18 protein-coding genes and 2 tRNA genes are annotated in these 26,342 nt (G+C 45.0%); 9 read left to right on the plus strand and 11 right to left on the minus strand.

Going from position 1 to position 26,342, the window contains the following annotated elements:
* Positions 1-82 precede the first annotated feature (82 nt).
* Positions 83-979 carry a CPBP family intramembrane glutamic endopeptidase gene (locus BacF7301_RS16565; RefSeq protein WP_167964505.1) on the plus strand — a complete coding sequence of 299 codons (897 nt, stop codon included), beginning with the start codon at positions 83-85 and terminating at the stop codon, positions 977-979.
* On the opposite strand, the gene BacF7301_RS16570 is transcribed toward BacF7301_RS16565, so the two are convergent.
* The gene (locus BacF7301_RS16570; RefSeq protein WP_167964506.1) at positions 951-3,083 is read right to left on the minus strand and encodes a Tex family protein; all 2,133 of its coding nucleotides are present in this window, start codon (positions 3,081-3,083) and stop codon (positions 951-953) included. The two genes, BacF7301_RS16565 and BacF7301_RS16570, sit on opposite strands and share 29 nt — an antisense overlap.
* A 117-nt stretch (positions 3,084-3,200) precedes the next feature.
* On the opposite strand from BacF7301_RS16570, the gene BacF7301_RS16575 reads away from it, so the two are divergent.
* The 3 genes from BacF7301_RS16575 to BacF7301_RS16585 all read left to right on the plus strand — a co-directional run bounded on the left by BacF7301_RS16575 (position 3,201) and on the right by BacF7301_RS16585 (position 7,868).
* A complete protein-coding gene (locus BacF7301_RS16575) occupies positions 3,201-5,132 on the plus strand; it encodes a sensor histidine kinase (protein ID WP_167964507.1) in 1,932 nt (643 codons plus the stop codon).
* A complete protein-coding gene (locus BacF7301_RS16580) occupies positions 5,129-6,874 on the plus strand; it encodes a bifunctional metallophosphatase/5'-nucleotidase (protein WP_167964508.1) in 1,746 nt (581 codons plus the stop codon). Before BacF7301_RS16575 ends, BacF7301_RS16580 begins: the two co-directional genes overlap by 4 nt.
* 91 nt (positions 6,875-6,965) lie before the next feature.
* Positions 6,966-7,868, plus strand: coding sequence for a helix-turn-helix domain-containing protein (locus BacF7301_RS16585; RefSeq protein ID WP_167964509.1), 903 nt, complete (start codon positions 6,966-6,968; stop codon positions 7,866-7,868).
* Positions 7,869-7,933: 65 nt separating this feature from the next.
* On the opposite strand, the gene BacF7301_RS16590 is transcribed toward BacF7301_RS16585, so the two are convergent.
* Entirely contained in the window at positions 7,934-8,518 is a 585-nt protein-coding gene (locus tag BacF7301_RS16590; RefSeq protein WP_167964511.1) for a Crp/Fnr family transcriptional regulator, read from the minus strand.
* A gap of 108 nt (positions 8,519-8,626) precedes the next feature.
* Here BacF7301_RS16590 and BacF7301_RS16595 point away from each other — a divergent pair, with 108 nt between their 5' ends.
* Positions 8,627-9,355 (plus strand): DUF3845 domain-containing protein, encoded by a 729-nt coding sequence (locus tag BacF7301_RS16595; RefSeq protein ID WP_167964513.1) that lies wholly within the window; start codon positions 8,627-8,629, stop codon positions 9,353-9,355.
* A 138-nt stretch (positions 9,356-9,493) separates the two neighbouring features.
* On the opposite strand, the gene BacF7301_RS16600 is transcribed toward BacF7301_RS16595, so the two are convergent.
* The 4 genes from BacF7301_RS16600 to BacF7301_RS16615 all read right to left on the minus strand — a co-directional run bounded on the left by BacF7301_RS16600 (position 9,494) and on the right by BacF7301_RS16615 (position 13,189).
* Positions 9,494-9,565 (minus strand) — tRNA-Glu (locus tag BacF7301_RS16600).
* A 65-nt stretch (positions 9,566-9,630) separates the two neighbouring features.
* A tRNA-Ser gene (locus BacF7301_RS16605) sits at positions 9,631-9,717 on the minus strand.
* A 495-nt stretch (positions 9,718-10,212) separates the two neighbouring features.
* Positions 10,213-11,640: a VWA domain-containing protein gene (locus tag BacF7301_RS16610; RefSeq protein ID WP_209319455.1), complete on the minus strand. Its 1,428-nt coding sequence runs from the start codon at positions 11,638-11,640 to the stop codon at positions 10,213-10,215.
* Complete coding sequence (locus BacF7301_RS16615) at positions 11,615-13,189, minus strand: AAA family ATPase (RefSeq protein WP_167964517.1); 1,575 nt, start codon at positions 13,187-13,189, stop codon at positions 11,615-11,617. The genes BacF7301_RS16610 and BacF7301_RS16615 overlap by 26 nt, the downstream gene beginning before the upstream one ends.
* Positions 13,190-13,416: 227 nt before the next feature.
* Between BacF7301_RS16615 and BacF7301_RS16620 the strand changes: the two genes are divergently transcribed.
* The 3 genes from BacF7301_RS16620 to BacF7301_RS16630 all read left to right on the plus strand — a co-directional run bounded on the left by BacF7301_RS16620 (position 13,417) and on the right by BacF7301_RS16630 (position 17,921).
* Positions 13,417-13,863 (plus strand): hypothetical protein, encoded by a 447-nt coding sequence (locus BacF7301_RS16620; RefSeq protein ID WP_167964519.1) that lies wholly within the window; start codon positions 13,417-13,419, stop codon positions 13,861-13,863.
* 256 nt (positions 13,864-14,119) lie between these two features.
* The gene (locus BacF7301_RS16625; RefSeq protein ID WP_167964521.1) at positions 14,120-15,784 is read left to right on the plus strand and encodes a putative transporter; all 1,665 of its coding nucleotides are present in this window, start codon (positions 14,120-14,122) and stop codon (positions 15,782-15,784) included.
* A gap of 142 nt (positions 15,785-15,926) precedes the next feature.
* Positions 15,927-17,921 carry a fructose-1,6-bisphosphatase gene (locus tag BacF7301_RS16630; protein WP_167964523.1) on the plus strand — a complete coding sequence of 665 codons (1,995 nt, stop codon included), beginning with the start codon at positions 15,927-15,929 and terminating at the stop codon, positions 17,919-17,921.
* A 141-nt stretch (positions 17,922-18,062) separates the two neighbouring features.
* On the opposite strand, the gene BacF7301_RS16635 is transcribed toward BacF7301_RS16630, so the two are convergent.
* From BacF7301_RS16635 to BacF7301_RS16655, 5 genes are all read right to left on the minus strand, one after another.
* A complete protein-coding gene (locus tag BacF7301_RS16635; protein ID WP_167964525.1) occupies positions 18,063-19,211 on the minus strand; it encodes an LA_2272 family surface repeat-containing protein in 1,149 nt (382 codons plus the stop codon).
* 58 nt (positions 19,212-19,269) lie between these two features.
* Positions 19,270-20,928, minus strand: coding sequence for a long-chain fatty acid--CoA ligase (locus BacF7301_RS16640; protein WP_167964527.1), 1,659 nt, complete (start codon positions 20,926-20,928; stop codon positions 19,270-19,272).
* Between the two features lie 274 nt (positions 20,929-21,202).
* Positions 21,203-22,273 carry a GDP-L-fucose synthase family protein gene (locus tag BacF7301_RS16645; protein WP_167964529.1) on the minus strand — a complete coding sequence of 357 codons (1,071 nt, stop codon included), beginning with the start codon at positions 22,271-22,273 and terminating at the stop codon, positions 21,203-21,205.
* 99 nt (positions 22,274-22,372) lie between these two features.
* Positions 22,373-23,443, minus strand: coding sequence for a GDP-mannose 4,6-dehydratase (gene gmd / locus BacF7301_RS16650; protein WP_167964531.1), 1,071 nt, complete (start codon positions 23,441-23,443; stop codon positions 22,373-22,375).
* An 83-nt stretch (positions 23,444-23,526) separates the two neighbouring features.
* The gene (locus BacF7301_RS16655) at positions 23,527-24,705 is read right to left on the minus strand and encodes a dicarboxylate/amino acid:cation symporter (RefSeq protein WP_167964533.1); all 1,179 of its coding nucleotides are present in this window, start codon (positions 24,703-24,705) and stop codon (positions 23,527-23,529) included.
* Between the two features lie 109 nt (positions 24,706-24,814).
* On the opposite strand from BacF7301_RS16655, the gene gnd reads away from it, so the two are divergent.
* Positions 24,815-26,290 (plus strand): decarboxylating NADP(+)-dependent phosphogluconate dehydrogenase, encoded by a 1,476-nt coding sequence (gene gnd, locus BacF7301_RS16660; protein WP_167964535.1) that lies wholly within the window; start codon positions 24,815-24,817, stop codon positions 26,288-26,290.
* Positions 26,291-26,342: the final 52 nt, after the last annotated feature.

Raw genomic sequence — 26,342 nt, forward strand, 5'->3', positions numbered from 1 at the left:
CAAATATAGGAAAAATAGAGATTACATGATGTTTTTTTATGTTTTATATCTAATTTTGTAGCCGGATTAACAAATTGTAAAAATGACGGCAGACAACATTGTAGAGAAAAAAGAGCCTAAAAGACTCCCCGTATGGGCGTGCATCCCACTGTTCATTGTGGTGTTTTTTGTATTTATGGGATTGTATGGTACATTAGCTCGCGGGTTCTTGTCATTGGTTCTTGGTGTGGAAGCACGTCATCCGGGGATGGTGGGGTATATTCTGCTCGAAGGCAGTATGCTGCTGGCTGTTCTTACTGCTGCTGTCATTATGCTCCGGTTGGAGCGGCGTCCGTTCTCCGATTTGGGATTGTCCGTCAAGGGGCATGCCAAAGGGTTGTGGTATGGTTTTCTGATGGCTGTTTTGCTGTATCTGGTAGGCTTCGGGTTGTCCCTGGTTATGGGAGAAGTGGAAGTGACCGGTTTTCAGTTCAAGCCGTTGGATTTACTGGGGGCGTTGCTGTTTTTTCTGTTAGTCGCGCTGTTTGAAGAGATTCTGATGCGCGGGTATATTCTCGGACATCTGCTGCATACCCGTTTAAATAAATTCCTGTCACTGTTCATTTCGGCGGCGTTATTCGCATTCCTGCATATCTTTAATCCGGAGATAGACTTCCTGCCGATGATAAATCTTGTGCTGGCAGGCATGTTGCTGGGAGCTTCCTATTTATATACCCGGAATCTTTGTTTCCCCATCTCGTTGCATCTTTTCTGGAACTGGATACAAGGCCCGATTCTGGGCTACCAGGTGAGCGGAAACAATTTCATGTCTACGATGCTGAAATTGCATATGCCCGAAGAAAATGTGCTGAATGGCGGAGCCTTCGGTTTTGAAGGCTCGCTCATTTGCACAGTACTTATGATAGTATTTACGATTCTGATAGTCTGGTGGGGAGAGAAGAGAGAGGCAATCAGTCTTGCGGTACCCCAATCATGCTGAGTTGAATCCGTTTCCGGTCGGTATCTACGTTCATCACTCTCACCATGACTTGCTGATGGATGGATACGACTTCCGTCGGGTCGGAGATGAAACGTTCGGCTAGTTGGGAGAGATGCACGAGTCCGTTCTCCTTGATTCCTATATCGACGAAAGCACCGAAATTGGTGATATTGCCGATAATGCCCGGAAGAATCATGCCTTCGCGCAAATCGGTTATGGTGCGCACGTTCTTGTCAAATTCGAATACCTTGATAGCTTTACGCGGGTCACGCCCCGGTTTGTCAAGCTCTTGCAGAATATCCTGTAAGGTAGGCAGACCGACGGTGGGAGTGATATAGTCGGAGATGTTAATCTTCTGGCGAAGTTCCTTGCCGGCTATCAGTTCGTCGACGGTACATTTCAGGTCTTTTGCCATCTGCTCTACGATGTGGTAGCTTTCGGGATGCACGGCTGTGTTGTCCAGCGGGTTCTTTGCTCCGGGGATACGTAGGAATCCTGCACATTGCTCGAAGGCTTTCGCGCCCATACGCGGGACTTTCATCAGTTCTTTGCGTGAGCCGAAGGCGCCGTTCTCTGCCCGGTAGTTGACGATGTTTTGCGCCAGTTGCGGGCCTAAACCGGAAATATAGGTCAGCAGATGGCTGCTTGCCGTGTTCAGGTTGACTCCGACGAGGTTCACGCAGTTTTCTACGGTCTGGTCGAGCGCTTTCTTCAGTTTCGCCTGGTCTACGTCATGCTGGTACTGACCGACTCCGATGGATTTAGGGTCTATCTTGACTAATTCCGCCAACGGGTCCATCAGCCGGCGTCCGATGGAAACGGCTCCTCTGACTGTCACATCATATTCGGGAAATTCGTCGCGAGCAATTTTGGAAGCCGAATAGATGGAAGCTCCCTGCTCGCTGACTACAAATACGGGAATCTGGCGGTCGAAACTTTGGCGGCTGATGAAGTCTTCCGTTTCACGGCTTGCCGTTCCGTTGCCGATAGAGATAGCTTCTATCTGATAGGCTTCGACCATCTTACGGAGTTTTGCTGCCGCCTCACTGGTTTTGTTGACCGGCGGATGCGGGTAGATATTTTCGTTGTGCAGCAGATTTCCTTGTGCGTCGAGACAGACGACCTTGCATCCGGTACGGAATCCGGGGTCGATGGCGAGCACCCGTTTCTGCCCCAATGGAGCCGCGAGAAGTAACTGGCGAAGGTTTTCGGCAAATACGCGGATGGCTTCATCGTCCGCCTTCTCTTTCGATTGGGCGGCAAATTCCGTTTCGATGGAAGGTTTGAGCAGGCGTTTGTAAGCGTCGATGGTGGCTTCGTTCACTTGTCGGCTACATTCGTTGTTGCCGCGTACGAACTGGCGTTCCAGGCGTTCGATGCATGCTTCGTCGTCCGGGGTGATGGAGACTTTCAGCAGTCCTTCCGATTCTGCCCGGCGGATGGCTAGCAGGCGGTGGGAAGTGCAGCGTTTCAGCGGTTCGGAGAAGTCGAAGTAATCACGGTACTTGGCGGCTTCTTCCTCTTTGCCTTTCACTACTTTGGCGCTGATTTCAGCCTGGCGGGCGAATTGGTTACGTACGGCATTACGGGCACGTTCGTCTTCGTTCACTTGTTCGGCGATGATGTCACGGGCTCCTTTCAGGGCGTCTTCCACGTCTTTCACTTCACCTTTCACGAAGGATGCGGCACGGGCGTCGAGGTTGTTTTCTCTTTGTAACATCAAGATAGTGGCAAGCGGTTCCAGTCCTTTCTGGCGGGCTGCTTCGGCACGTGTCTTCCGTTTGGGCTTGTAGGGGAGATAGATGTCTTCCAGTTCCGTCGGGTTCCAGGTGTCGTTGATACGTTTTTCCAGCTCGGCGGTCAGCTTTCCCTGTTCGGTGATGGTGCTGAGAATCGTCTCTTTCCGTTTGGCTATGTCGCACAACTTATCGTGTTGCTCCTTGATTTGCTCTATCTGGACTTCATCCAGCCCGCCCGTAACTTCTTTACGGTAGCGGCTGATAAAAGGAATCGTAGCACCTTCACCCAAAAGGCGGAGTGTGCTGCTTATTTGTCTTTCCGGTATTCCCAGCAGTCCGGAAATCATTTTGTGAAATAATTCCATAAACAGTTTTTTGAAAATGAATGAGCGACAAAAATACATATAAATCTCATAAACCCGACAAGTTTTATTATATTTGCGGCTTAAATAAATGAATTGACACATCAAAACTGCATGATTATGCCAAGATATTCCGGATATCTTTATATCTTCTTCATTTGGCTTCTACAGTCAATGGAAGCTTTTGCTGCCCCTAAAGATAAGAATCCGATTCTGATTATCTGTTCTTATAATCCGGCTGCGCACCAGACTTCGGTAACGATTTCCGATTATATGGAAGAGTATAAAAAGTTGGACGGGAAGCGAGATATTATCATCGAGAACATGAACTGCAAAAGTTTCTCCGAGTCTCCTTTGTGGAGCGATATGATGACGCAGATTCTTTCTAAATATAAGGGGGAGAACCATCCGGCTCAGATTATTCTGCTAGGGCAGGAAGCATGGGCGGCTTATTTGTCGCAGAGGGATTCGATGCAGGTGAAAGTGCCTGTGATATGCAGCCTGGTCAGCAGCAATGTAGTGATATTGCCGAAGGATACGATGGCGAACCTCGATAGCTGGATGCCCGAATCGGTCGATATCTTTGATGACCATCTGAATATCCCCGAATTGAAATCGGGCTTTATCAACCATTATAATATAGAAGATAATATCCGCATGATTCAGGCGTTTTATCCGAAGACGGAGCATATTGCTTTTATCTCGGACAATACCTACGGCGGGGTGACCATGCAGGCGTTAGTGCGGAAGGAGATGAAGAAATTTCCCGATTTGGACTTGATTCTGATGGACGGGCGGAAGCATACGATTTACACTATTGTCGAGGAACTGAGGCATCTGCCGGAAAATACGGTGATTATGGTGGGAACCTGGCGGGTGGATATGAACGAGGGATATTTCATGAGGAATGCCACGTACGCGATGATGGAAGTGACTTCTACTATCCCGGCTTTTACGCCTTCGTCGGTGAGTTTGGGATATTGGGCTATCGGCGGCGTGCTGCCGGATTATCGGAAGGTGGGCGGAGAAATGGCTATAGAATCCATCCGTCTGGATAGTCAAGCGGGCGATGATGTGGAGAAACATCTGGAGATTATCGGTTGTAAGGCGGTGCTCGATAGCCGGAAGGCGAAAGAGTGGGGGCTGAATCCGAAAGTGTTGCCTTTTGATGTGCAGCTTGTCAATCAGCCGGTTTCGTTTTATCAGCAATATACGTATCAGATATGGTCGGCGTGTGCGCTGTTTGTGATAGTGACGTTGGGACTGTTCATTTCTCTTTTCTTTTATTTCCGTACCAAGCGTCTGAAAGATGAACTGTTGAAGTCGGACAAGGATTTGCGCGTGGCGAAGGACAGGGCGGAAGAATCCAATCGCCTGAAAAGTGCTTTCCTGGCTAATATGAGTCATGAGATACGGACTCCGTTGAATTCGATTGTCGGATTCTCGGATGTGCTTGCCGTGGGCGGCAGTACGGAAGAGGAGCAGCAGACTTATTATCAGATTATCAAAACGAACTCGGACTTGTTGCTTCGACTGATTAATGATATTCTCGACCTTTCGCGCCTGGAAGCCAACCGGGTGACTTTGACTTGGGAAGAGTGCGACGTGGTGCAGTTATGCAGGCAGGTTGTCGCTTCGGTCAGTTTCTCGCGGCAGTCGTCGGACAACCAGTTCTTGTTTACTTCGAGTTTTGAGACTTACCGCATGGTGACGGATGTGCAGCGTATGCAGCAGGTGATTATCAATCTCTTGTCTAATGCTGATAAGTTTACGAAAAAAGGAAAGATTACCTTGGACTTTTCGATAGATGAGGAGAAGCAAATGGCTGTCTTCTCAGTGACGGACACAGGATGCGGCATCCCGAAAGAGAAGCAAGGACTTGTGTTCGAACGTTTTGAAAAGCTGAACGAGTATGCCCAGGGAACAGGACTGGGATTGTCTATCTGCAAATTGATTGTGTATAAATGGAAGGGTGCTATATGGATTGATTCCGACTATACCGGTGGGGCTCGCTTCGTATTCTCGCATCCGCTAAAAATAGAAAAAGAATGAAACGGATTACATTGATTTATTTCTGGCTTTTATGCCTTGTGCTGTCGGTGGCAGCGCAGGAGAAAGTAGTAAAGCTGAAGATTGTACAAACAAGCGACGTGCACGGCAATTATTATCCTTACAATTTTATTACCCGCCAGGAGTGGAAAGGCAGTCTGGCGCGCATCTACTCGTTTGTGCAGAAAGAACGGCAGCAGTATAAGGACAACTTGATATTGTTGGACAACGGGGATATTCTGCAAGGGCAGCCTACCGCTTATTATTATAATTACATTGATACCGTGTCTCCGCATCTTTGCGCGGAAATGATGAATTATATGAAATATGATGCCGGCAACATGGGTAACCATGATGTGGAAACGGGACGCGCGGTATTCGACCGTTGGATTGGTACTTGTGACTTTCCTGTGCTGGGCGCCAATATCATAGATACTTCTACGGGAAAGACGCATCTTCCGCCTTATAAGGTGCTGGAACGTGACGGTGTGAAGATTGTCGTTCTTGGCATGATTACGCCCGCTATCCCGGCATGGCTTTCTGAAAATCTGTGGAAGGGTTTGCGTTTCGACGATATGGAAGAGACGGCACGCAAGTGGATGAAGATTATCCGTGAAACGGAAAAACCGGACTTGGTAATCGGACTGTTCCATGCGGGACAGGAAGCGTTCAAGATGTCGGGAAAATATAATGAGAATGCATCTTTGAATGTAGCGAAGAATGTACCGGGTTTTGATATGGTGTTGATGGGACACGACCATGCCCGTGAATGTAAGAAAGTGGTGAATGTTGTCGGAGATTCGGTATTGGTTATCGACCCGGCAAGCAATGGGGTTGTTTTGTCCAATGTTGATGTCACTGTCAGAATGAAAGACGGCAAGGTAGTGGGTAAGGATATTCAGGGAGTACTGACGGCTACGAAGGATTATGGTGTCAGCGAGGACTTTATGAAGCGTTTCGCTCCGCAATATGAGGCGGTGCAGAAGTTCGTCTCCAAGAAGATTGGCACGTTTACCGAGGATATTTCTACGCATCCTTCTTTCTTCGGCCCTTCTGCTTTTATCGACTTGATTCATACGTTGCAGCTTGACATTACGGGGGCTGAGATTTCCTTTGCCGCCCCGCTTTCGTTCGACTCGGAGATAAAGAAGGGGGATGTGTACGTCAGCGATATGTTCAACTTATATAAGTATGAGAATATGTTGTATGTGATGACATTGTCGGGAAAAGAAATCAAGGATTTTCTGGAAATGTCGTATTATATGTGGACTAACCGGATGAAGTCGCCGGACGACCATTTACTCTGGTTCAAGGAGAAACGTCGTGAGGGTGCAGAGGACAGGGCTTCTTTCCAGAATTTCAGCTTCAATTTCGATTCGGCTTCGGGTATTGTTTATACGGTAGATGTCACGAAACCGCAAGGGAAGAAGGTGACGATTGTCAGTATGGCGGATGGCTCTCCTTTCCATTTGGATAAGATTTACAAGGTAGCACTGAACTCTTACCGGGGTAACGGTGGCGGAGAGTTGTTGACGAAAGGGTCGGGGATTCCTCAGGAGAAGTTGAAAGACCGGATCATTTTTTCTACGGATAAGGACCTTCGTTTCTATCTGATGAATTACATCGAGAAGAAGGGAGTGATGGACCCGAAAGCGTTGAATCAGTGGAAATTCGTTCCGGAAGAGTGGACAGTGCCTGCTGCCAGGCGTGATTCCGAGTATTTGTTCGGGGTGGTCAATAAGTAGCAAAAAATGTTCATTTTGTCTTGTAATATCCTGTCTTGGCTTGTATTTCTGATTTATTGCTGGTATATTTGTCGGAAAAAAGAGAGAGAACATGGATATTCAAAGTGTTCCGAAGATTGGTATTTCTTCGGTAGTTCATTCTAAGCATATAGATTTCAACAAGATAGATGTTGTCGATAATGATATAGCGCTCTTCGATACGGAGAGCGTTATTTCCTTGTACAATGGCCCCAGCAAGATGGAAGTGTTGACGATAGGGCTTTGTCTGGAAGGTGAGGGGGCTTTTAATATCAGTTTACGTGAGTTTCAACTGTCGCCGGGGGTGATGGTGGTGGCGTTGCCGAATCAGATTATAGAACACCGGTATTTCAGTCCTGACTATAAAGGTATATTCTTTGCCGTGTCGAAGAATGTATTGGAGACGTTGCCTAAAGTGGGGAGTATGCTTTCATTGTTTTTCTATCTGAAGGATTACCCGTGTTTCAATCTTACTCCGCATGAACAGGAAGTGGTTAAGGAATATCATGTGTTTATGAGGAAGCGGTTGAGGGACAAAGAGGGGACATACCGCAGGGAAGCTGTGATGGGACTGATGCAGGGCTTTTTCTTCGAACTGTGCAATATCTTTAATAATCATGCTCCTGTGGCTGCCGCCGCGCCTAAAACTAAAAGTAGGAAAGAGTATATCTTCGAGCGTTTTTATGAATCGTTGGTTGAGTCTTATCAGTCTGAGCGTAGTGTGAAGTTTTATGCGGACCAGCTTTGTCTGACGCCCAAGCATTTATCGGGCGTGGTGAAAGAGATTAGTGGAAAAACAGTAGGAGAGTGGATTGACGAATTTGTTATTCTGGAAGCGAAAGCGCTGTTGAATTCTTCAAGTATGAATATACAGGAGATTGCCGACCGGTTGAATTTTGCGAACCAGTCTTTCTTCGGGAAGTATTTCAAACATTATACGGGCATGTCTCCCAAGGAATATAGGAAAAGCCGATAACAGAAAGTTTTGATAACAGGAAAAGTCGATAACGGGAAATTCCGTTATCGCAGATGGGAATGTCTTTATAAAACGCCGGAACGTACGCGGCTTAATGTTTCGGGCGTCATCAGCAGGTAGGAGGCTATGTGCGCCAATGGAGCCCGTTTGATGATTTCGGGATGGGTTTCTAGCAAGAGGTTGTAGCGTTCGCGGGCGGATTCAAAACGCCAGGAGTCTGCTTTTACCTGTGATACGATGAGGGAGTATTCCAATATTTTCTGATAGAACATGTTGATTTCCCAGTTCTCTCTTGCCAGTTTCTGTATCATGTCCCGGGGGAACAGGTAGATGATGGAAGGTTCCAGAGTTTCTACTATCAGCCGTGTAGGTACTTGCTTCAGAAAGCTTTCGATGCACATGACGATGCAGCCTTCATAGGAGAAGTGTTCGGTGACGTCTTTTCCATTCTTATAGTAGTACTGCCTGAGCATTCCTTTGCCGACAAATACGATTTCGTGGGCAACTTCTCCTTCATTCAGCGCGATGGCGCCTTTAGGGAATTCTTCACGAATCAGCATGCTTTCTATCTGTCGCCTTCCTTCTATACTCATCTCGGGAAAACGGGAGTTTACAACGGCATTTACGGTATCTCTTAATAGTGTATCCATGTCTTTTCTGTCTTGATGTGTGCAAAAATACTAAAAACGGTTGACATAAATCAAGTGTGGTGCAAAAAAGATGTATATTTGCCCTTTAAAATCAATATGTAAAACGGAATGAATAAGATAATAGGATTGGCAGTGTTACTGCTTTGTTTCTGTAGCTGTGCGAGGGATAATGACGCTATATATTATCCGGTAGGCAATGTGAATGTCGAGAAAGGCGGTCCGGCTTTGGAAGATGGAAGGGGTGAATTGGTTGCCCGGAGTTATAATGCTGAAGATTATGTGCTGGACACAGTAGCGCAATATCCGGGGAATCCTACCCTCGGCAAACTGACATTTATGGTGAATCTGAAAAATCAATTGGCTGGTCAGGAAGCAAACGGGTTTAATGGAATCGGTAAATCGGGATTGACGATGAGCCTTGGCTACAAGGATGGCAACTATCCGGAAGAAAGCCAGGTTCCTGTCTATACCTCGCCGGATGTAACCACGGCTTATGCAGTAAAGCTTCGCCTGAAAGGCGAATTAACCTTGTCAGGGGATGAATGGATGATTGACTTTGTTTATGCTCAACTGGCGAGCTTGTTTCAGCCGTATCCGCCTACCTCTTTCCCGGAAGTCTTCATGTGTAAAGGCGGGGAGCAATCATTTGCCAATTTCGACTCTTTCCGTAGAACCTGGACATTCGACATAGAATATAATCGTTCCAACCTTTCTTTCAGCCAGCTATATTTCAACTTGTTTGTGAATCTGGCAGGACAGAAGCGGGAAGACAGAATTCGGCTAAGGATTGATAAGGAGTCTTTCTTTGAGATATATAAATTAGAAGAGGGAATGTAGTCAGAACTACAATTTGCATACAATTTGCATTTTTCTTTTGAAAATATCCATTTATAACGCCTAAAAACGATACTTTGAAATAAATATAAGGTAATAAAAAAGCCCCTTACTACTTGTAAGGGGCTAATAATTAGATAGTAGTGGGTACGAGAATCGAACTCGTATTACATGCGTGAGAGGCATGTGTCCTAACCGTTAGACGAACCCACCGGAGTTTGATTGATTTAAAAAGAGCTAAGTCCTAAAACTTAGCTCTTTTTTATATTGAGATTTTGCGGAAGCTGGGGGATTCGAACCCCCGGTACCCTTACGAGTACGTCAGTTTAGCAAACTGGTGGTTTCAGCCACTCACCCAAACTTCCTTGAACCCACATTCTCTCTCAAATGCGGTGCAAAGATAGGGGGAAGTTTTTGACTATGCAAATCTTTTAGCAAGATTTTTTTTACCGTTTTTTCGGGAAATGAGATAACCTGCTATGTTTCAAATGTTAAACGGGAGAAATTTTTTTTCGGTGTCTTTGATTTTTTTTGTTGATAGGGAAGGAAGTTGAAACATATTAACGCTATCCGCTTATGGTAGTAACAGTATCTTTGTGAAATCAGGAACTATAATTGATTGGATATTGATGTTATATTCAGTTTCTATTGAGTTTTAATAAATAAGGGATTTTATGTAAATCTGATGAATACAGAAAAAAAGAGCAGAGGAAAGGGCATAAAAAAAGGCTATCTATCCCAGACAGCCAATCTTTTTTGTTAACCTTAAATCTAATACTATGAAAAACACATTGCAAATATACGGACTTCTGTGAAATTAGCAAATAAAACAAGGAAAAACGCATGTTTTATAACATTGATTAAATATTTGATTCTTCAATTCTATTTTTATTAAGTTTTTCGGCGCTCTGAATGCTATATTCCCAATATTTATCACATAATTTCAGATAACTGGCTTCAGCGCTTTTACCACCTAAGGAAATGGCATACATCTTTGTCTGTTTGGCTTTCGCCCGTTCTATGCTTTTGGCTAACATATTATCGACAGGACGCATTTCAAAGTCGGACACTGTGATGATGTCTGCTTCCATATATCCTTCCTCGCTGATTTTCCGCAAGGCATGAGTGATGACGGGTTCCATATCTGTGCCGCCATGAAAAGACTGGCTCAGGAAATCGACAAGACGGTCGAAGTTACTTCCCAAATCGGTAATTTCAATACATTCAATATCATCCGAGAAAAGGATGATATAGCATTTCCGATGTTGCACTTCCGTCAGTTCGGCAATGGCGAGTAGGGTTGACTTCGCAATTCTTTCCCGTTCTCCCGCCATAGAACCGGAAGTGTCCAGGCAGACGATGAAAGGACCTTCGACTTCTTCGGAGACTTCATTTCCTGCCGTTTTCTTGTCATTGATATCTTGCTTTTCGTGCGATTGGTAATCGATAACTTGAAGCCGTTTCTCTATAAAACGTTCGAAGAATACGGTTTGCAGGCTTTTTTCTGCCAGATAGCAATACTCCAGAGGGAGAAGGCTGTTCAAATCGTTTCCTTCACAAATGCCTGTAATATCACTACGTGTGGCATGGGATACGATTTGCTCCCGATGAATGCCCGCAGTCATTTTGAAACGTTTCCGGCTGCTTTGATGCTTCTTTCCCAATATCTCCACCAATTCGCGGATTACTGGATTCCGTTTGATAGTTTCTTCGTATTCCAGGATTTGCTCCGCTATCTGTTTGTGGTTACGGAGCAGCCAGACGAGGCGTGAACCGCCGCGTACCGGAAGATTTTTGGAAAGTGACAGTTGAAGGCGGTAAAAGTCATCACAGAGCTGTCCGATATGTTCCATCTGGTAGTTGAACTCGTTGTTCGAGAGAAATGTATGCCATTTGTCGAAAAAGAGAGCACGCAGAGCTTTCCATTCCTTGGAACGGGGGCTGATAACGGCAAAACGTTGGAGATAATATTTCACGTTCAGGTCTACCAGGTGATATTTCATGGAAAAGGGATAAGCGCTGTTCTTCATAAATTGAAGAAACTTGGCATCGGACGCTTCATCCATTTCGTGGAAATATTCCCATTGCGATGCATAACGGGAATAGAAATCCTGCAAAGAGGGTTGTGTATGGCGAAAATACTGATGAATATCCGCATCCAGTTCTTCGGGGCGGATAATCAGGTTGTGCAGTTGTTCATCGTACACGTCGTAGGCTATTCCCTGCAATTTCTCGTAGTAGATGTCTTGCAGATGTTTGAGCCTAATACTCTCTGTTCTCTTGTTCATGGGCATGGGCGATGATGCGAAGCTCGTTCCGGTAGTTTTCGATGATATGTGCAGTTTCTCCTAAAATCCGTCTAATCTTGCTTTTCTGCGACGGACTCAGGAAAAGATGTTCTTTCGTGTATGCAGTCTCCCGTTCTGAAATCGTCTTATATTCTACTTCCATCTGATGGAGCAGGTCGATGACTTCCTGCAAGGTGAATTCGAACGGAGTACTGTCATCTTGCTGTGCCGGCAGAGGGTCGCAATTATCGTAGCATAATAGCGGATACTCTTGGTTGTTGACAAAAACAGAGCGTCTTCCTTTTCGGAGAGAATAGATGTTCTTTTGTGCAACGTTCCTGTTTTTTACAAAGTCGTAGGCTTTCAGGATTTTGTTGACAGGGCGAAACTTGTCTTGCTGGATATAGAATAGCCGGTTGCTGTCTTTTTTCAGAGATTGGTAGTCCGAAGCAAATATAAGCAGGTTTCCGGCAATATGATATCCCTCGATGCGATGATAAAATGTATCTACCACCTGGATTCCCGGGTCGCTGAGTTCCCGCAAACTATGTTCGGATTTCATGTTTTCTTTCAAGCTATCCAGTTTCTGCTCCAGCCTTTTTTCGCCTAACAGATAAGCATTGATACCCCGTGTTATGGATTGCTCTACCATTTCTTCGATAATGGGCAATTGGGAGACTTCATCCCACAGGCAGGCACTCATCAAGAGACAATCGGAGAAGTGGATTCCCGCAGACTCGTTCAGATAGGCGGAAGTGCGGAGCAGGCCTACTATTTTCTTCCAGCGGCGGTCGGATATATAGATGGGCGGGGTGTTTTCATCGCGTCCTGTGTTATACAGCTCTATTTCCCGTTTGATATTATGAATCAGTTCAAAGATTGTATAATGGATTCCTACTTTTTCACTTTCAGCTTGTATCTTAGAGTATAACTCATCATCTATCTGGAGTTCCCCGGGAATTTCGGGTTCCATCTCTTTCGTGGAAGAAATCATCTGGTCGAAAGCATATTCCTGTTCGATGCATCCCACAAACTGGCGAACCAGGAAACGGTCGTACAGAGCTTCCAGTCCCTCACCTTTGGCGGGTAGTTCGTTGGAAGCGGCAATCAGGGCTTTCAGAGGTACACGAACCGTGAACTGTCCGTTGCGATATATCTTTTCATTGATAACCGTCAGAAGTGAATTCTGAATGGCAGGCCCGGCTTTCCATATTTCATCCAGGAAAACAATCGCAGCCGTGGGTAAATACCCTTTTGTGATGCGTTCGTATGTATCTTCGTCTTTCAACTTGGATATGGAAACTGGACCGAATATTTCGTCGGGTGTACTGAAACGGGACATCAGATACTCGAAAGCGTCCGCATTCTTGAAAGCAAGCTTGAGCCTTCGAGCCACCAGACTCTTGGCTACCCCCGGGGGACCCAACAGAAAGATGCTCTCACCTGCCATAGCTGATAGCAGGGAAAGTGCGATGGTATGTTCCTTTTCAAATACTCCCTCGTTGAGAGACTTTAGTAATTGGGTGATATGCGATTTGATAGACTTCATGCGACAGATGATTTTATGTGTTGTCAGTGGGGGACAAAGATACAAGAATTCCTTGAAATGAACTTCATAATTCCTTGAAACGAATTTTATCAGTTCCGGAAGCTTTAGGGGATTTCCTCTCGACAAGTAGGAATTTTCAGTTTTATGGGGAAATTTCATTCTATACTTTTGTCATATCGAAAGATAAATGATAGATAATAATAAATAACCATTAAAAATAAAGGAATATGAAAACGAACACATTCAGATACTTAGGCTTGGCTTTGATGGCCGTATTGATGATAAGCTTTACTTCTTGCGAAGTAGAAATTGACAGCTTTTATGATGATGACAATATTAGCGGAGGTTATTACAATCGTTCTGTCGATTTATGCAGCCGCACGTGGGCGAGTTCTTATTGGGATATAGATGGTAACTATTGCCGTCAGGAACTAGACTTCTTTTTAGATCGTACAGGGATTGACTACATACGGGTGAAGTATCCCAACGGATATGTAGAGGAATTTGAATATAAATTCCGTTGGAGCTGGGATAACTACGCACAGACCTCTATCCGTATGTCTTATGGACCGAATGATGTATCATATCTGGATGACGTATATATCGGTGGCAACAGGTTGAGCGGTTATCTGGACGGACGGAATAACTTTGTGGAATATCAGGGGAAAAGATAACAAAGAATATGTAATGGGATAATAGGTGAAAAGTACGTAAATGTCAATATGCGGGTAAAAAGAGAAAGGATAATAAAGTAAAGACAGAAGTTTTACAAAGATTAAAAACAAAATAATAGGTAAGGCGGTAAAAGGGTTGCCAATAAGATTTCAGGATATTAAGAATCAGACCATATATGGGGCGCGAAATGAAAGCTAAAAGTTTTGAATGGGACTAAATAGTTTTTATCTTTGCGCCCTATTAGTTTGAATATACATGGAGTGGTTATATAGTTTATTTCTCGAACATTCTGCCTTACAGGCTGTTGTGGTACTTTCGCTGATTTCGGCAATAGGTCTGGGGCTGGGAAGAGTGCATTTCTGGGGAGTTTCCCTGGGAGTCACTTTTGTTTTTTTTGCGGGTATTCTTGCCGGGCATTTCGGGCTTTCGGTGGATGCGCAGATGTTGAATTATGCAGAAAGTTTCGGACTCGTCATATTTGTTTATTCCCTTGGGCTGCAAGTGGGGCCCGGTTTCTTCAGCTCTTTTCGTAAAGGCGGAGTGACGCTGAACATGTTGGCGCTCGGAGTCGTTCTTTTAGGAACATTGCTGACGGTGGTAGCCAGTTATGCCACGGGTGTGTCTCTTCCCGATATGGTTGGTATTCTTTGTGGCGCAACGACCAATACTCCGGCATTGGGAGCTGCGCAGCAAACTTTGAAACAGATGGGAATGGAGAGCAGTACGCCTGCCCTGGGATGTGCGGTGGCATATCCGATGGGAGTAGTCGGCGTAATTCTTGCCGTTTTATTAATCCGTAAAGTACTGGTTCGTAAAGAAGATTTGGAGATAAAAGAGAAAGATGATGCGAACAAAACTTATATTGCAGCGTTTCAAGTACACAATCCTGCTATTTTCAATAAGAGTATAAAGGATATTGCTCATATGAGTTACCCGAAGTTTGTCATCTCCCGTTTATGGCGGGACGGGCATGTCAGCATCCCGACTTCCGATAAAGTATTGAAGGAAGGAGACCGCCTGCTGGTGATAACCGCAGAGAAAGATGCTTTAGCCTTGACTGTTCTTTTCGGGGAGCAGGAAAATACGGATTGGAACAAAGAGGATATTGACTGGAATGCGATTGACAGCGAACTGGTTTCCCAACGTATCGTCGTCACTCGTCCTGAACTGAACGGAAAGAAACTGGGCGCTCTCCGGTTGAGAAATCATTATGGGATTAATATCAGCCGCGTTTACCGTTCGGGCGTACAGTTGCTTGCCACTCCGGGACTGATACTTCAGTTGGGCGACCGCTTGACAGTGGTAGGAGAGAAGGCAGCTATCCAAAATGTAGAGAAAGTACTGGGTAATGCTGTCAAGAGCTTGAAAGAACCTAATCTGGTGGTTATATTTATCGGTATCGTGTTGGGATTGGCATTGGGTGCTATTCCTTTTTCCATTCCGGGAGTCAGCACTCCCGTGAAGCTGGGATTGGCGGGTGGACCGATTATTGTCGGTATCCTTTTGGGTACATTCGGACCACGGATACATATGATTACCTATACCACCCGCAGCGCAAATCTGATGTTGCGCGCACTGGGACTTTCCATGTATCTTGCCTGTTTGGGACTGGATGCCGGAGCGCATTTCTTCGATACTGTATTCCGCCCGGAAGGCTTGTTATGGATTGCTTTGGGAGCAGGACTGACGATTGTTCCGACAGTCTTGGTAGGCTTTATAGCCTTCAAGATGATGAAGATAGATTTCGGTACGGTGTCCGGTATGTTGTGCGGAAGTATGGCGAATCCGATGGCGTTGAATTATGCAAATGATACAATCCCCGGTGACAATCCGTCCGTAGCTTATGCGACAGTATACCCGCTGTGTATGTTTCTGCGGGTGATTATCGCGCAAGTGTTGTTGATGTTCTTGTTAAATTGATAATTGAGAATTAAAAATTGAGAAATAATAGACTTGTGAATAAAAAGTACTATATTTATAACGAATAACCGAATCGTATGATTCCAAACAAAGAACATAAGAAGCAAAATAATTGGTAATTAGTAAATTGTAATAAAATAAAATGACTGCTCAAAGTAATATAACTCCTGAAAGTATTGTGAGCGACCTTCGCTATCTGCAATTGCTTTCCCGAAGTTTTCCTACGATTGCTGATGCAAGTACGGAAATAATCAACCTGGAAGCTATCTTGAATCTACCTAAGGGGACGGAGCATTTCTTGACAGATATACATGGTGAATACGAAGCCTTTCAACATGTGCTGAAAAATGCGTCGGGTGCGGTAAAACGTAAAGTGAATGAAATATTCGGTAATACTCTCCGTGAGGCGGAAAAGAAAGAAATCTGTACTCTGATTTACTATCCCGAAGAAAAGCTCCAACTCGTGAAAGCGCGTGAAAAGGATTTGGACGACTGGTATCTGATAACGTTGAACCAACTGGTGAAAGTCTGCCAGAATGTATCGTCCAAGTACACCCGCTCCAAAGTGCGCAAATCCCTTCCTGCCGAATTTTCTTATATCATACAGGAACTGTTGCACGAATCTTCCATCGAGCCGAATAAGCATGCTTATATCAATGTGATTATCAGTACGATTATTACTACAAAGCGTGCGGATGATTTTATCATTGCCATGTGCAACCTGATTCAGCGTCTCACTATCGACTCTCTTCATATCGTAGGTGATATCTACGACCGTGGCCCGGGCGCTCACATTATTATGGATACTTTGTGCAACTATCATAACTTTGATATTCAATGGGGTAACCATGACATTCTTTGGATGGGCGCTGCTTCCGGCAACGACAGTTGCATCGCCAACGTTATCCGTATGTCTATGCGTTATGGCAATCTGGGTACACTGGAAGATGGTTATGGAATCAATCTGCTTCCATTGGCTACTTTCGCTATGGATACTTATGCCGATGACCCTTGCTCTATCTTCATGCCCAAAATGAATTTTGCGGATACTCACTATAATGAGAAGACTTTGCGTCTGATTACCCAAATGCACAAAGCTATCACTATTATCCAGTTTAAACTGGAAGCCGAGATTATCGACCGTCGTCCAGAGTTTGGAATGGCAAACCGCAAACTGCTGGAGAAAATAGATTTTGAGCGTGGCATCTTTGTTTATGAAGGGAAAGAGTATGCACTCCGCGATACGAACTTCCCGACCATCGACCCTGCCGACCCTTATCGTTTGACGGATGAAGAGCGCGAATTGGTGGAGAAAATTCATTATTCATTTATGAATAGTGAGAAACTGAAGAAACATATGCGCTGCCTGTTTACATATGGCGGAATGTATCTGGTTTCCAACTCTAACCTTCTCTATCATGCTTCCGTACCTTTGAATGAAGATGGCAGTTTTAAGCATGTCAAGATACGGGGGAAAGAATACTGGGGACGCAAGCTGCTGGATAAAGCCGACCAATTGATTCGTACCGCTTATTTCGATGAAGACGGGGAAGAGGATAAGGAATTTGCAATGGATTATATCTGGTATATGTGGTGTGGTCCGGAAGCTCCTTTGTTTGACAAGGATAAAATGGCTACTTTTGAACGTTACTTTGTGGACGACAAAGAGTTGCATAAGGAGAAGAAAGGTTATTATTATACGCTGCGTAACCGGGAAGATATATGTGACCAGATACTGGCTGAGTTCGGGGCTTTAGGTCCTCATTCGCATATTATCAATGGTCACGTACCTGTGAAAACGATTCAGGGAGAGCAACCGATGAAAGCCAATGGCAAGCTTTTCGTTATTGATGGCGGATTCTCAAAAGCTTATCAGCCGGAAACGGGAATTGCGGGATATACGCTTGTTTATCACTCTCACGGTATGCAGCTCGTGCAGCATGAACCGTTCCAGTCTCGTCAGAAAGCTATTGAAGAGGGCTTGGATATAAAATCGACTAACTTTGTTTTAGAGTTTAACTCCCAGCGGATGATGGTGAAGGATACCGATAAAGGGAAAGAACTTGTGACGCAGATTCAAGATTTGAAAAAGTTACTTGTCGCTTATCGTACCGGTTTGATAAAGGAAAAGGTGTAATAGATAAAGTCGTACATTATATCATAAATAAGCCCTGTAAGAACGATGAAATTGAAGTTTCACTCTTACAGGGCTTATTCTTTTATTTTGTTTTTGGGGAACTTGTAGTTTGCCTATTTCCTTCTATTAAAAGAGAATAATTTAGAAAAGAACAATACCCGCTTCTACAATCGCTCCTTTATCGTAATTACTAGATTTATTATAGAATCGGGTCAAGCCGTAGCCGCCTGTCGCGAAAACACCGAATTTCTTAGTGAACTGATATTCCAAATTAGCACGTGCCTGCAATGCGTACAGGCGTCTTGGAATTACTTCATCCTTATTATCACAGGCTTCTATATGCTGGTATCCGAGGTCACCACTGATAGAGAGTCCCTTATAGATAGGAAAGGACAGGCCGGCACGATAGGACGCACTCATAGAAAACTTGTCATTCAATCCCTGGTACATGGAACCCACTCCTAGAATCGTATAGAATAATTGGTTCTTGAAACGTACACCTATATTGGCAGGAGTCGCATTACCACCATATACCATCATCTGTATTCTTGTATTAGGATTTGCGTTGACCAATCCTAATTGAAGTCCTTTCATGTCTTCCCTGTAATAATTGACCAGACCAATCTGCAGTCCACGGACTTTTGTAGCGTAATTGCACAATGCTATCTGTACACCATTCAATTTTGTAGCCGTAATATTGGCAATGCCGGCTATTTGTAAACCATTCATGTTTTCGCCTACCACATTCAAGAGTCCGGAAGTCATCATACCATTGAAACTTTGTCCCGTGATATTCGCTGCGCCAGAGAAATGAATACCCGAAGCCATGTTTCCTGTCACATTCATAAAACCGCTTATCATTACTCCTGAGCTATTATCTCCACCGATACCGGTAAGTCCGGCAATGGTTACTCCACGTGTACCGTCACCGGTTATATTAACCAGTCCGGCAGTGGAAAATCCCACCGTATTGTCTCCGCTGATATTGCTGACACCGGCTATTTGAACGCCTCGCATTGTTCCCCCTGCCAGGTTGGCCAATCCTGTAATCTGAACACCATTCATATCACCGTGAATTACGCTTCCCAATGCATTGATTCCTACACCATTCAGACGATTCATGGTAGACAACAGACCGATATTCACATAAGTGGTCTGCGTACTGTCATGCGGTTGCGTACAAATATCTTTCCAAATGGAAATATTAATACCGGCACTCTTGTTCTGTGCTGGTAAACAAACGGCAGCCATTAGGATAGCTGCCGTGATTATTGTCTTCTTTATTTTCATTCTTATGTCTCTTTATCTTCGGTTTAAGTTATATTCTTCTACGCTAAGCTTAGTTGCCTCAACCTTTAGCTTCCTGATACAAATACCGTTTGATACTCTTTTTCGGTGTCTTTTCAAATTCCTCGGGATAAATCTTCATCTTTGAAACCTGGCTATACGCCGGCAGCATTGTATTCAGTGTCACCCGGTTTTCTTCCATTACCCTTTCGATGTCCTCATTCTTCAGACCGTGAGCGAAAGCGTCGTCAAAATCCGGATAAACAAGACCGACGAGCTTTTCGTTCTGCTGAACGATGATACTTTCGGCTACGTATGGCATATTATTCAGTTTATCTTCGATTTCCTCAGGATAGATATTCTGCCCGCTTGCACTGAGAAGCAGGTTTTTGCTGCGTCCCTTGATAGTTACATTGCCTTCGGCATCCATCAATGCGAGGTCGCCTGTGTGCAGCCAACCGTCTTTATCGATAACTTCCTGTGTAGCTTCCTCGTTCTTATAATACCCCAACATCACATTCGGGCCTTTACAAACAATTTCTCCGACGATATTCGCCGGGTCGGAAGACAGAATCCGTACATCCATACGGGGTGCAGCCTTTCCGCAAGAACCCGGCTTGAATTTTGTCCAGTCTTCGTAGCAGATAATCGGGCCACATTCCGTCATTCCATATCCTACCGTATAAGGGAAATCAATCATTTTCAGGAATTGTTCCACTTCCTGGTTGAATGCAGCTCCACCGACGATAATTTCTTTAAAGTTCCCGCCGAACGCTTTTATCATTTCCTCGCGTACCGTAGCTTTGATTTTATCATTGATGATAGGCACTTTCAACAATATCTTCATAGCGGGAGTTTCCAGTTTCGGAAGTACGCTCTTCTTTATGATTTTCTCGATGATAAGCGGGACGGCTATAATCAGACTGGGTTTAACTTCTTCAAATGCCTGGAAGATAATTTTCGGACTCGGCATGCGGGTAAGGAAGTAAATATGGCATCCGACGGCAAACTCATAAAGAAATTCGAACGCCAATCCGTACATGTGTGCCATAGGAAGCATGGATACGATTTTGTCCCCGGCTTCCAATTCCAACACTTCGAATGCGAATTTGGTATTCGACCACAAACTGCGATAGGGAAGCATTACTCCTTTGGAATAGCTGGTCGTACCTGAAGTATAATTGATGACGGCTAATTCTTCGGGTTCGTCTTTATGGTATGCGACATGCTCTTTGCGGAAGTTTTTGGGATATTTCTTACCGAACATTTCATTCAGATGTTCGCGGGCGTAAGTCAGACGTTCGCTGCGTGATACCAGCAGACTGAAATCGTTCATCATTAGGATACCTTCCAGTAGCGGCATTGCCGATTCGTTCAGATTTTCCCATACCATGTCTCCTACGAGTAATAATTTCGCTTCGGAGTGGTTGACGATGTTGTGCACATTGTCTGCTTTAAACTCATGGAGAATAGGTACGATAACCGCTCCATACGTCAGCGTAGCAAGGAAAGTTACCCCCCAATGCGAACTGTTTCTTCCGCATACGGCAATCTTGTCTCCCTTGCGGATTCCACTTTCCTCAAAAATGATATGGAGTTTTTCGATTTTGCGAGCTACGTCTTTATACTGTAGGGTGGCACCCTTGTAATCGGTCAGGGCATCCAAGTCCCAATTATTCTTGATACTATTTTCAATGTAAGCTATAAAACTCTGTTCCATTGTTTTTGCACATTTGGTATTAAATTGTGCAAATATAGCAATTAAATTAAGAATGAAGAACTATGAGTGAAGAATTTTTGGAAATGGGGTGGGAGAGGGAGTAAATCTGTGATATGCTATGAGCTGATTCTTATATGCTATAATGATAATCAGATATGCTATAATGATAATTAATTATGCTATAATGAAAATCAGATATGCTATAATGAAAATCAATTATGCTATAAGCTAAAATAATGATGCTGATAGCATATCAACAGATTGTTTTTACTTCTTATTTCAAGTACCATTCGTACATTTTCCGTACGCCTTCCTCGATTTCGATTTTATGATGCCATCCGAGAGCATGCAGCTTTGAAGGATCGGTCAGTTTCCGCATAGTACCGTCCGGTTTACTGCTATCGAAAGTCAGTTTGCCTTGATAACCTACGGTTTCTACGATGCGTTCCGCAAGCTGGCGGATAGTGATTTCCTTGCCGGTTCCGATGTTAATGTGGCAGTTACGGATGTCCTTGTCACCTTCTTTGTAGGTATCCTTGAAATCAACGTGCTCCATGACGAATACACTGGCGTCTGCCATTTCTTCGCTCCAAAGGAATTCACGAAGCGGAGTACCAGTACCCCAAAGAGTCACTTCCGTGTCGCTGATACCATATTTCTTCAAGATAGCAAGGATTTCTTCTTTTGGACTGTCGCCATCGACACCTTCTACCGGACGCAGGTTCATATCCTTGCGCACAGCTTCCCAGTCACCCTCTTTCAGACAGTGAGCCAGATGAATCTTGCGAATCATGGCAGGCAATACATGACTGCGTTCCAAATCGAAATTATCATTCGGGCCGTAGAGATTGGTCGGCATCACAGCGATATAGTTTGTACCATATTGCAGGTTGAAGCTCTCGCACATCTTTAATCCTGCAATTTTAGAAATTGCATACGGTTCGTTGGTATATTCCAGCGGAGAAGTGAGCAGCACATCTTCTTTCATTGGCTGTTCGGCATCACGCGGGTAAATACACGTGCTACCCAGGAAAAGCAGCTTCTTCACATTGTGACGGAAACTTTCTCCAATCACATTCTGCTGAATCTGCAGGTTCTTGTAGATAAAGTCGGCACGGTAGATGCTGTTTGCCATGATACCGCCTACAAAAGCGGCGGCAAGGAAAACATATTCCGGCTTTTCTTCATCAAAGAATTTGCGGACAGCCACACCGTCCAGTAAGTCAAGCTCCTTATGGGAGCGACCTATCAGATTGGTATATCCTTTATCTTGCAAATTTTTCCAGATAGCAGACCCTACAAGACCGTGGTGTCCCGCTACGTATATCTTTGCATTCTTTTCCATTCTATCTTTTTTTATTCTCACCACAGATTAACGCAGATTTTCACAGATATAAAGAACATATTCTGTGGAAATCTGTGTTAATCTGTGGTGAAACAAGTATTAATGTTTGTTGGCTATCATGCGTTTCACCTTCTCCATATCGTGGCGGACCATGATACTTACCAGTTCTTCGAATGAAGTCTTGCACGGATTCCATCCCAATAAAGTTCTCGCTTTAGTCGGGTCGCCCAGCAATTGTTCCACTTCCGACGGACGGAAATATTTAGGGTCAACTTCTACCATTGTCTTTCCGGTAACTACGTCGATACCTTTTTCATTCACGCCTTCACCTTCCCAACGAAGTTCGATGCCTGCCTCTTTGAAAGCCAGTGTCGCAAACTCGCGTACAGTGTGCATTTCTCCCGTAGCAATCACGAAATCTTCGGGAACGTCATGTTGCAGAATCAGCCACATACATTCCACGTAATCCTTGGCATATCCCCAGTCACGGCGTGCGTCCAGATTACCTAAATACAGCTTGTCCTGTTCGCCCTGCGCAATACGTGCGGCAGCCAGAGAAATCTTGCGGGTAACGAAAGTCTCGCCGCGGCGTTCGCTCTCATGATTGAACAAGATACCGTTTACGGCAAACATTCCGTAACTTTCACGGTAATTCTTAGTAATCCAAAAACCATATTGTTTGGCTACCCCGTACGGAGAACGGGGATAGAACGGAGTTGTCTCTTTTTGTGGAACTTCCTGCACCTTTCCGAACAATTCGGAAGTAGAAGCCTGATAGATGCGGGTTTTCTTTTCCAGTCCCAGGATGCGTACAGCTTCGAGCATACGCAGTGTGCCGATGGCATCCGCTTCGGCAGTGTACTCGGGCACGTCGAACGAAACCTTTACGTGGCTTTGAGCAGCCAGATTGTAGATTTCATCCGGTTGCACCTGTTGGATAATACGGATTAACGAACTAGAATCTGTCATATCCCCATAATGCAGATTAATAGTACGTTTTTGTTTCATGTCGCGCACCCACTCGTCAAAATACAAATGTTCAATACGTCCTGTATTGAACGAAGAAGAACGACGGAGAATACCGTGTACTTCGTAACCTTTTTGCAATAGAAACTCGGCAAGATAAGAACCATCCTGCCCGGTGATGCCTGAAATTAGGGCTTTTTTCATACGCTATGTATTTAATAATTGAAAATGTGGGTGCAAATGTCGTCATTTTTTGCTGCATATGCAAACCTGTTTCCATTTATTTTTCAGCACAGTCGTTCAGCACGGTTTTTGCCCATCATTTTGTCGATAATCAGCGCAATAGCTCCGTCTCCGGTGACGTTGCAGGCGGTCCCGAAACTATCCATTGCGATGTAAAGAGCAATCATCAAAGCCTGCGCCGATTCATCGAAGCCGAGCATGGATTGCAGGATTCCCAGGGCAGCCATGATAGCCCCGCCCGGAACACCCGGTGCCGCCACCATCGTGATTCCCAGCATAAAGATAAAACCGGCAAAGAGAGGGAAGTCGAACGGCATTCCCTGCATCATCATCAACGCCAGTGCACAAGCTACGATTTTCAGCGTACTGCCCGACAGATGAATCGTGGCACACAGTGGAATCACAAATCCTGCAATATCTGCCGATACCCCGTTTTTCTTCGTCTGTTCCAGCGTTACGGGGATGGTAGCCGCCGATGATTGCGTACCCAACGCCGTGAAATAAGCCGGCATCATCTTGCCGAGCAGCTTGAACGGATTCTTGCGTACAAACAGTGCCGCAATGGAGTATTGGAAGACTAACAGGAATATATGCAGGACAAAGATTACTCCGATGATTTTGATAAATACCATCAAGATAGAATAGACTTGTCCCGAATGTGTCATATTCAGGAAAATGCCGAAGATGTAAAGCGGCAATAAAGGCAGAATCACGGCACTAATCATACGGACGATAATCTCCTGAAAATCCCGTGCCACATTCTTCAAAGCATCGTTGTTCAGCGAAGCGAGCCCTAACCCTAGCGTGAAAGCGAGAATCAAAGCCGTCATCACATTCATCAGCGGGGGGATGGATACGGAGAAGTAGGGGAGAATCCCTTGTGCCTCGCTCACCTCTTCGAGTGGCGCACCCGGTTCGATGAGTGACGGAAATATCGTGACTCCGGTGAAATAGGAGAGGAAACCCGAAAACAGAGTAGCCCCGTAAGCAATCAGAGCGGTGATGAGCAGCATCTTTCCCGCGCCTTTGCCAATGTCGGCAATAGCCACAGTGACCAGTCCGAGGATAATCAACGGAATGGAGAAATTCAGAAACTCACTGAAAATGCCGTTGAAAGTGACGAATATCCGTACCAGCGGAGCCGGGAAAAAAGTGCCGATGGCAATGCCTAGAATGATAGCGATGACAATACGGGCCAGTAAACCGATTTTGATTTTCTTCATTTCTGTTTCTATTTGTTGCCCGCAAAAATAATATTTTAATCTAAATATATCGAACAAATGTTCATTTCAATTGTTACTATGGTAAACATTATTACAAAATATACAAGTTATGGCAAATCAGAATAAAACAGATATCGGACTTATCGGCTTGGCTGTGATGGGCGAGAATCTAGCTTTAAACATGGAGAGTAAGGGATGGCATGTATCGGTTTATAACCGTACCGTCCCCGGAGTGGAAGAAGGAGTAGTAGACCGTTTTATGAACGGCCGGGCAAAAGGCAAAAATATCGAAGGATTCACAGATATAAAAGCTTTTGTAGACTCAATAGCTACCCCCCGGAAAATAATGATGATGGTTCGTGCCGGAAGTCCGGTAGACGAACTGATGGAGCAGCTTTTCCCGTTGCTCTCACCCGGTGATATTCTTATCGACGGTGGTAATTCCAATTACGAGGATACCAACCGCCGTGTCGAGCTTGCCGAATCGAAAGGTTTCCTTTTCGTCGGCAGTGGCGTGTCCGGCGGTGAAGAAGGAGCTTTGAACGGTGCTTCCATCATGCCCGGCGGTTCGGAACAAGCATGGCCGGAAGTGAAACCGATTCTTCAAAGCATTGCGGCAAAAGCGCCGGACGGTACTCCTTGCTGCCAATGGGTAGGCCCGGCAGGTTCCGGCCACTTCGTGAAGATGATTCACAACGGTATCGAATATGGCGACATGCAGTTGATTGCCGAAGCCTATTGGGTAATGAAGAAACTGCTCGATTTGAACAACGAGGAAATGGCAGACGTCTTTGCCCGTTGGAACGAAGGCAAACTTCGCAGTTACCTTATCGAAATTACTGCCAACATCTTGCGTCATAAAGACAAAGCTGGCGGTTATCTCATTGATAAGATTCTGGACGCTGCCGGACAGAAAGGAACAGGCAAATGGTCGGTCATCAATGCTATGGAACTCGGCATGCCGTTAGGACTGATTGCTACGGCCGTGTTCGAACGCAGTCTCTCCGCCCAGAAAGATTTGCGCCGCCTGGCTTCCAAACAATTCCAGTGCCAACATACACAACCTATATATAATAAGGTGGAACTTGTCAAGAACATTTTCTCTGCCCTTTATGCTTCCAAGCTCGTCTCCTATGCCCAGGGATTCGCCGTGTTGCAACGCGCTTCCGACGCTTTCGCTTGGCATCTCGACCTGGCTTCCATCGCCCGTATGTGGCGTGGTGGATGCATCATCCGCAGCATATTCCTGAACGACATTGCAGCCGCCTTCGAAGCCACCGACAAGCCTAAACACTTGTTGTTGGCTCCTTATTTCAAAGAAGAGATGAAAACGTTGCTCCCCGGTTGGAAGAGCCTCGTGGCCGAAGCTATGAAAGAAGAACTTCCCGTTCCCGCTTTCTCTTCCGCCTTGAATTATTTCTATTCGCTCACTTCTGCCGATTTGCCCGCCAACCTCGTACAGGCACAGCGTGACTACTTCGGCGCGCACACTTTCGAACGTAAAGACGAGTTGCGCGGACAGTTCTTCCACGAAAACTGGACAGGACATGGTGGTGATACGAAGTCGGGCACGTACAACGTTTAACAGGATATGATGAGTAATAAGATTGTTTTATAAATAAGAAATAAAAAAGCGA

This window comes from Bacteroides faecium (genome assembly GCF_012113595.1).
Classification (GTDB): Bacteria; Bacteroidota; Bacteroidia; order Bacteroidales; family Bacteroidaceae; genus Bacteroides; species Bacteroides faecium.

Excerpts from the sequence above, each read along its gene's own strand:
- BacF7301_RS16565 (WP_167964505.1), top strand. The coding sequence starts at position 83 with ATGACGGCAGACAACATTGTAGAGAAAAAAGAGCCTAAAAGACTCCCC.
- BacF7301_RS16570 (WP_167964506.1), bottom strand. The coding sequence starts at position 3,083 with ATGGAATTATTTCACAAAATGATTTCCGGACTGCTGGGAATACCGGAA.
- BacF7301_RS16575 (WP_167964507.1), top strand. The coding sequence starts at position 3,201 with ATGCCAAGATATTCCGGATATCTTTATATCTTCTTCATTTGGCTTCTA.
- BacF7301_RS16580 (WP_167964508.1), top strand. The coding sequence starts at position 5,129 with ATGAAACGGATTACATTGATTTATTTCTGGCTTTTATGCCTTGTGCTG.
- BacF7301_RS16585 (WP_167964509.1), top strand. The coding sequence starts at position 6,966 with ATGGATATTCAAAGTGTTCCGAAGATTGGTATTTCTTCGGTAGTTCAT.
- BacF7301_RS16590 (WP_167964511.1), bottom strand. The coding sequence starts at position 8,518 with ATGGATACACTATTAAGAGATACCGTAAATGCCGTTGTAAACTCCCGT.
- BacF7301_RS16595 (WP_167964513.1), top strand. The coding sequence starts at position 8,627 with ATGAATAAGATAATAGGATTGGCAGTGTTACTGCTTTGTTTCTGTAGC.
- BacF7301_RS16610 (WP_209319455.1), bottom strand. The coding sequence starts at position 11,640 with ATGAACAAGAGAACAGAGAGTATTAGGCTCAAACATCTGCAAGACATC.
- BacF7301_RS16615 (WP_167964517.1), bottom strand. The coding sequence starts at position 13,189 with ATGAAGTCTATCAAATCGCATATCACCCAATTACTAAAGTCTCTCAAC.
- BacF7301_RS16620 (WP_167964519.1), top strand. The coding sequence starts at position 13,417 with ATGAAAACGAACACATTCAGATACTTAGGCTTGGCTTTGATGGCCGTA.
- BacF7301_RS16625 (WP_167964521.1), top strand. The coding sequence starts at position 14,120 with ATGGAGTGGTTATATAGTTTATTTCTCGAACATTCTGCCTTACAGGCT.
- BacF7301_RS16630 (WP_167964523.1), top strand. The coding sequence starts at position 15,927 with ATGACTGCTCAAAGTAATATAACTCCTGAAAGTATTGTGAGCGACCTT.
- BacF7301_RS16635 (WP_167964525.1), bottom strand. The coding sequence starts at position 19,211 with ATGAAAATAAAGAAGACAATAATCACGGCAGCTATCCTAATGGCTGCC.
- BacF7301_RS16640 (WP_167964527.1), bottom strand. The coding sequence starts at position 20,928 with ATGGAACAGAGTTTTATAGCTTACATTGAAAATAGTATCAAGAATAAT.
- BacF7301_RS16645 (WP_167964529.1), bottom strand. The coding sequence starts at position 22,273 with ATGGAAAAGAATGCAAAGATATACGTAGCGGGACACCACGGTCTTGTA.
- gmd (WP_167964531.1), bottom strand. The coding sequence starts at position 23,443 with ATGAAAAAAGCCCTAATTTCAGGCATCACCGGGCAGGATGGTTCTTAT.
- BacF7301_RS16655 (WP_167964533.1), bottom strand. The coding sequence starts at position 24,705 with ATGAAGAAAATCAAAATCGGTTTACTGGCCCGTATTGTCATCGCTATC.
- gnd (WP_167964535.1), top strand. The coding sequence starts at position 24,815 with ATGGCAAATCAGAATAAAACAGATATCGGACTTATCGGCTTGGCTGTG.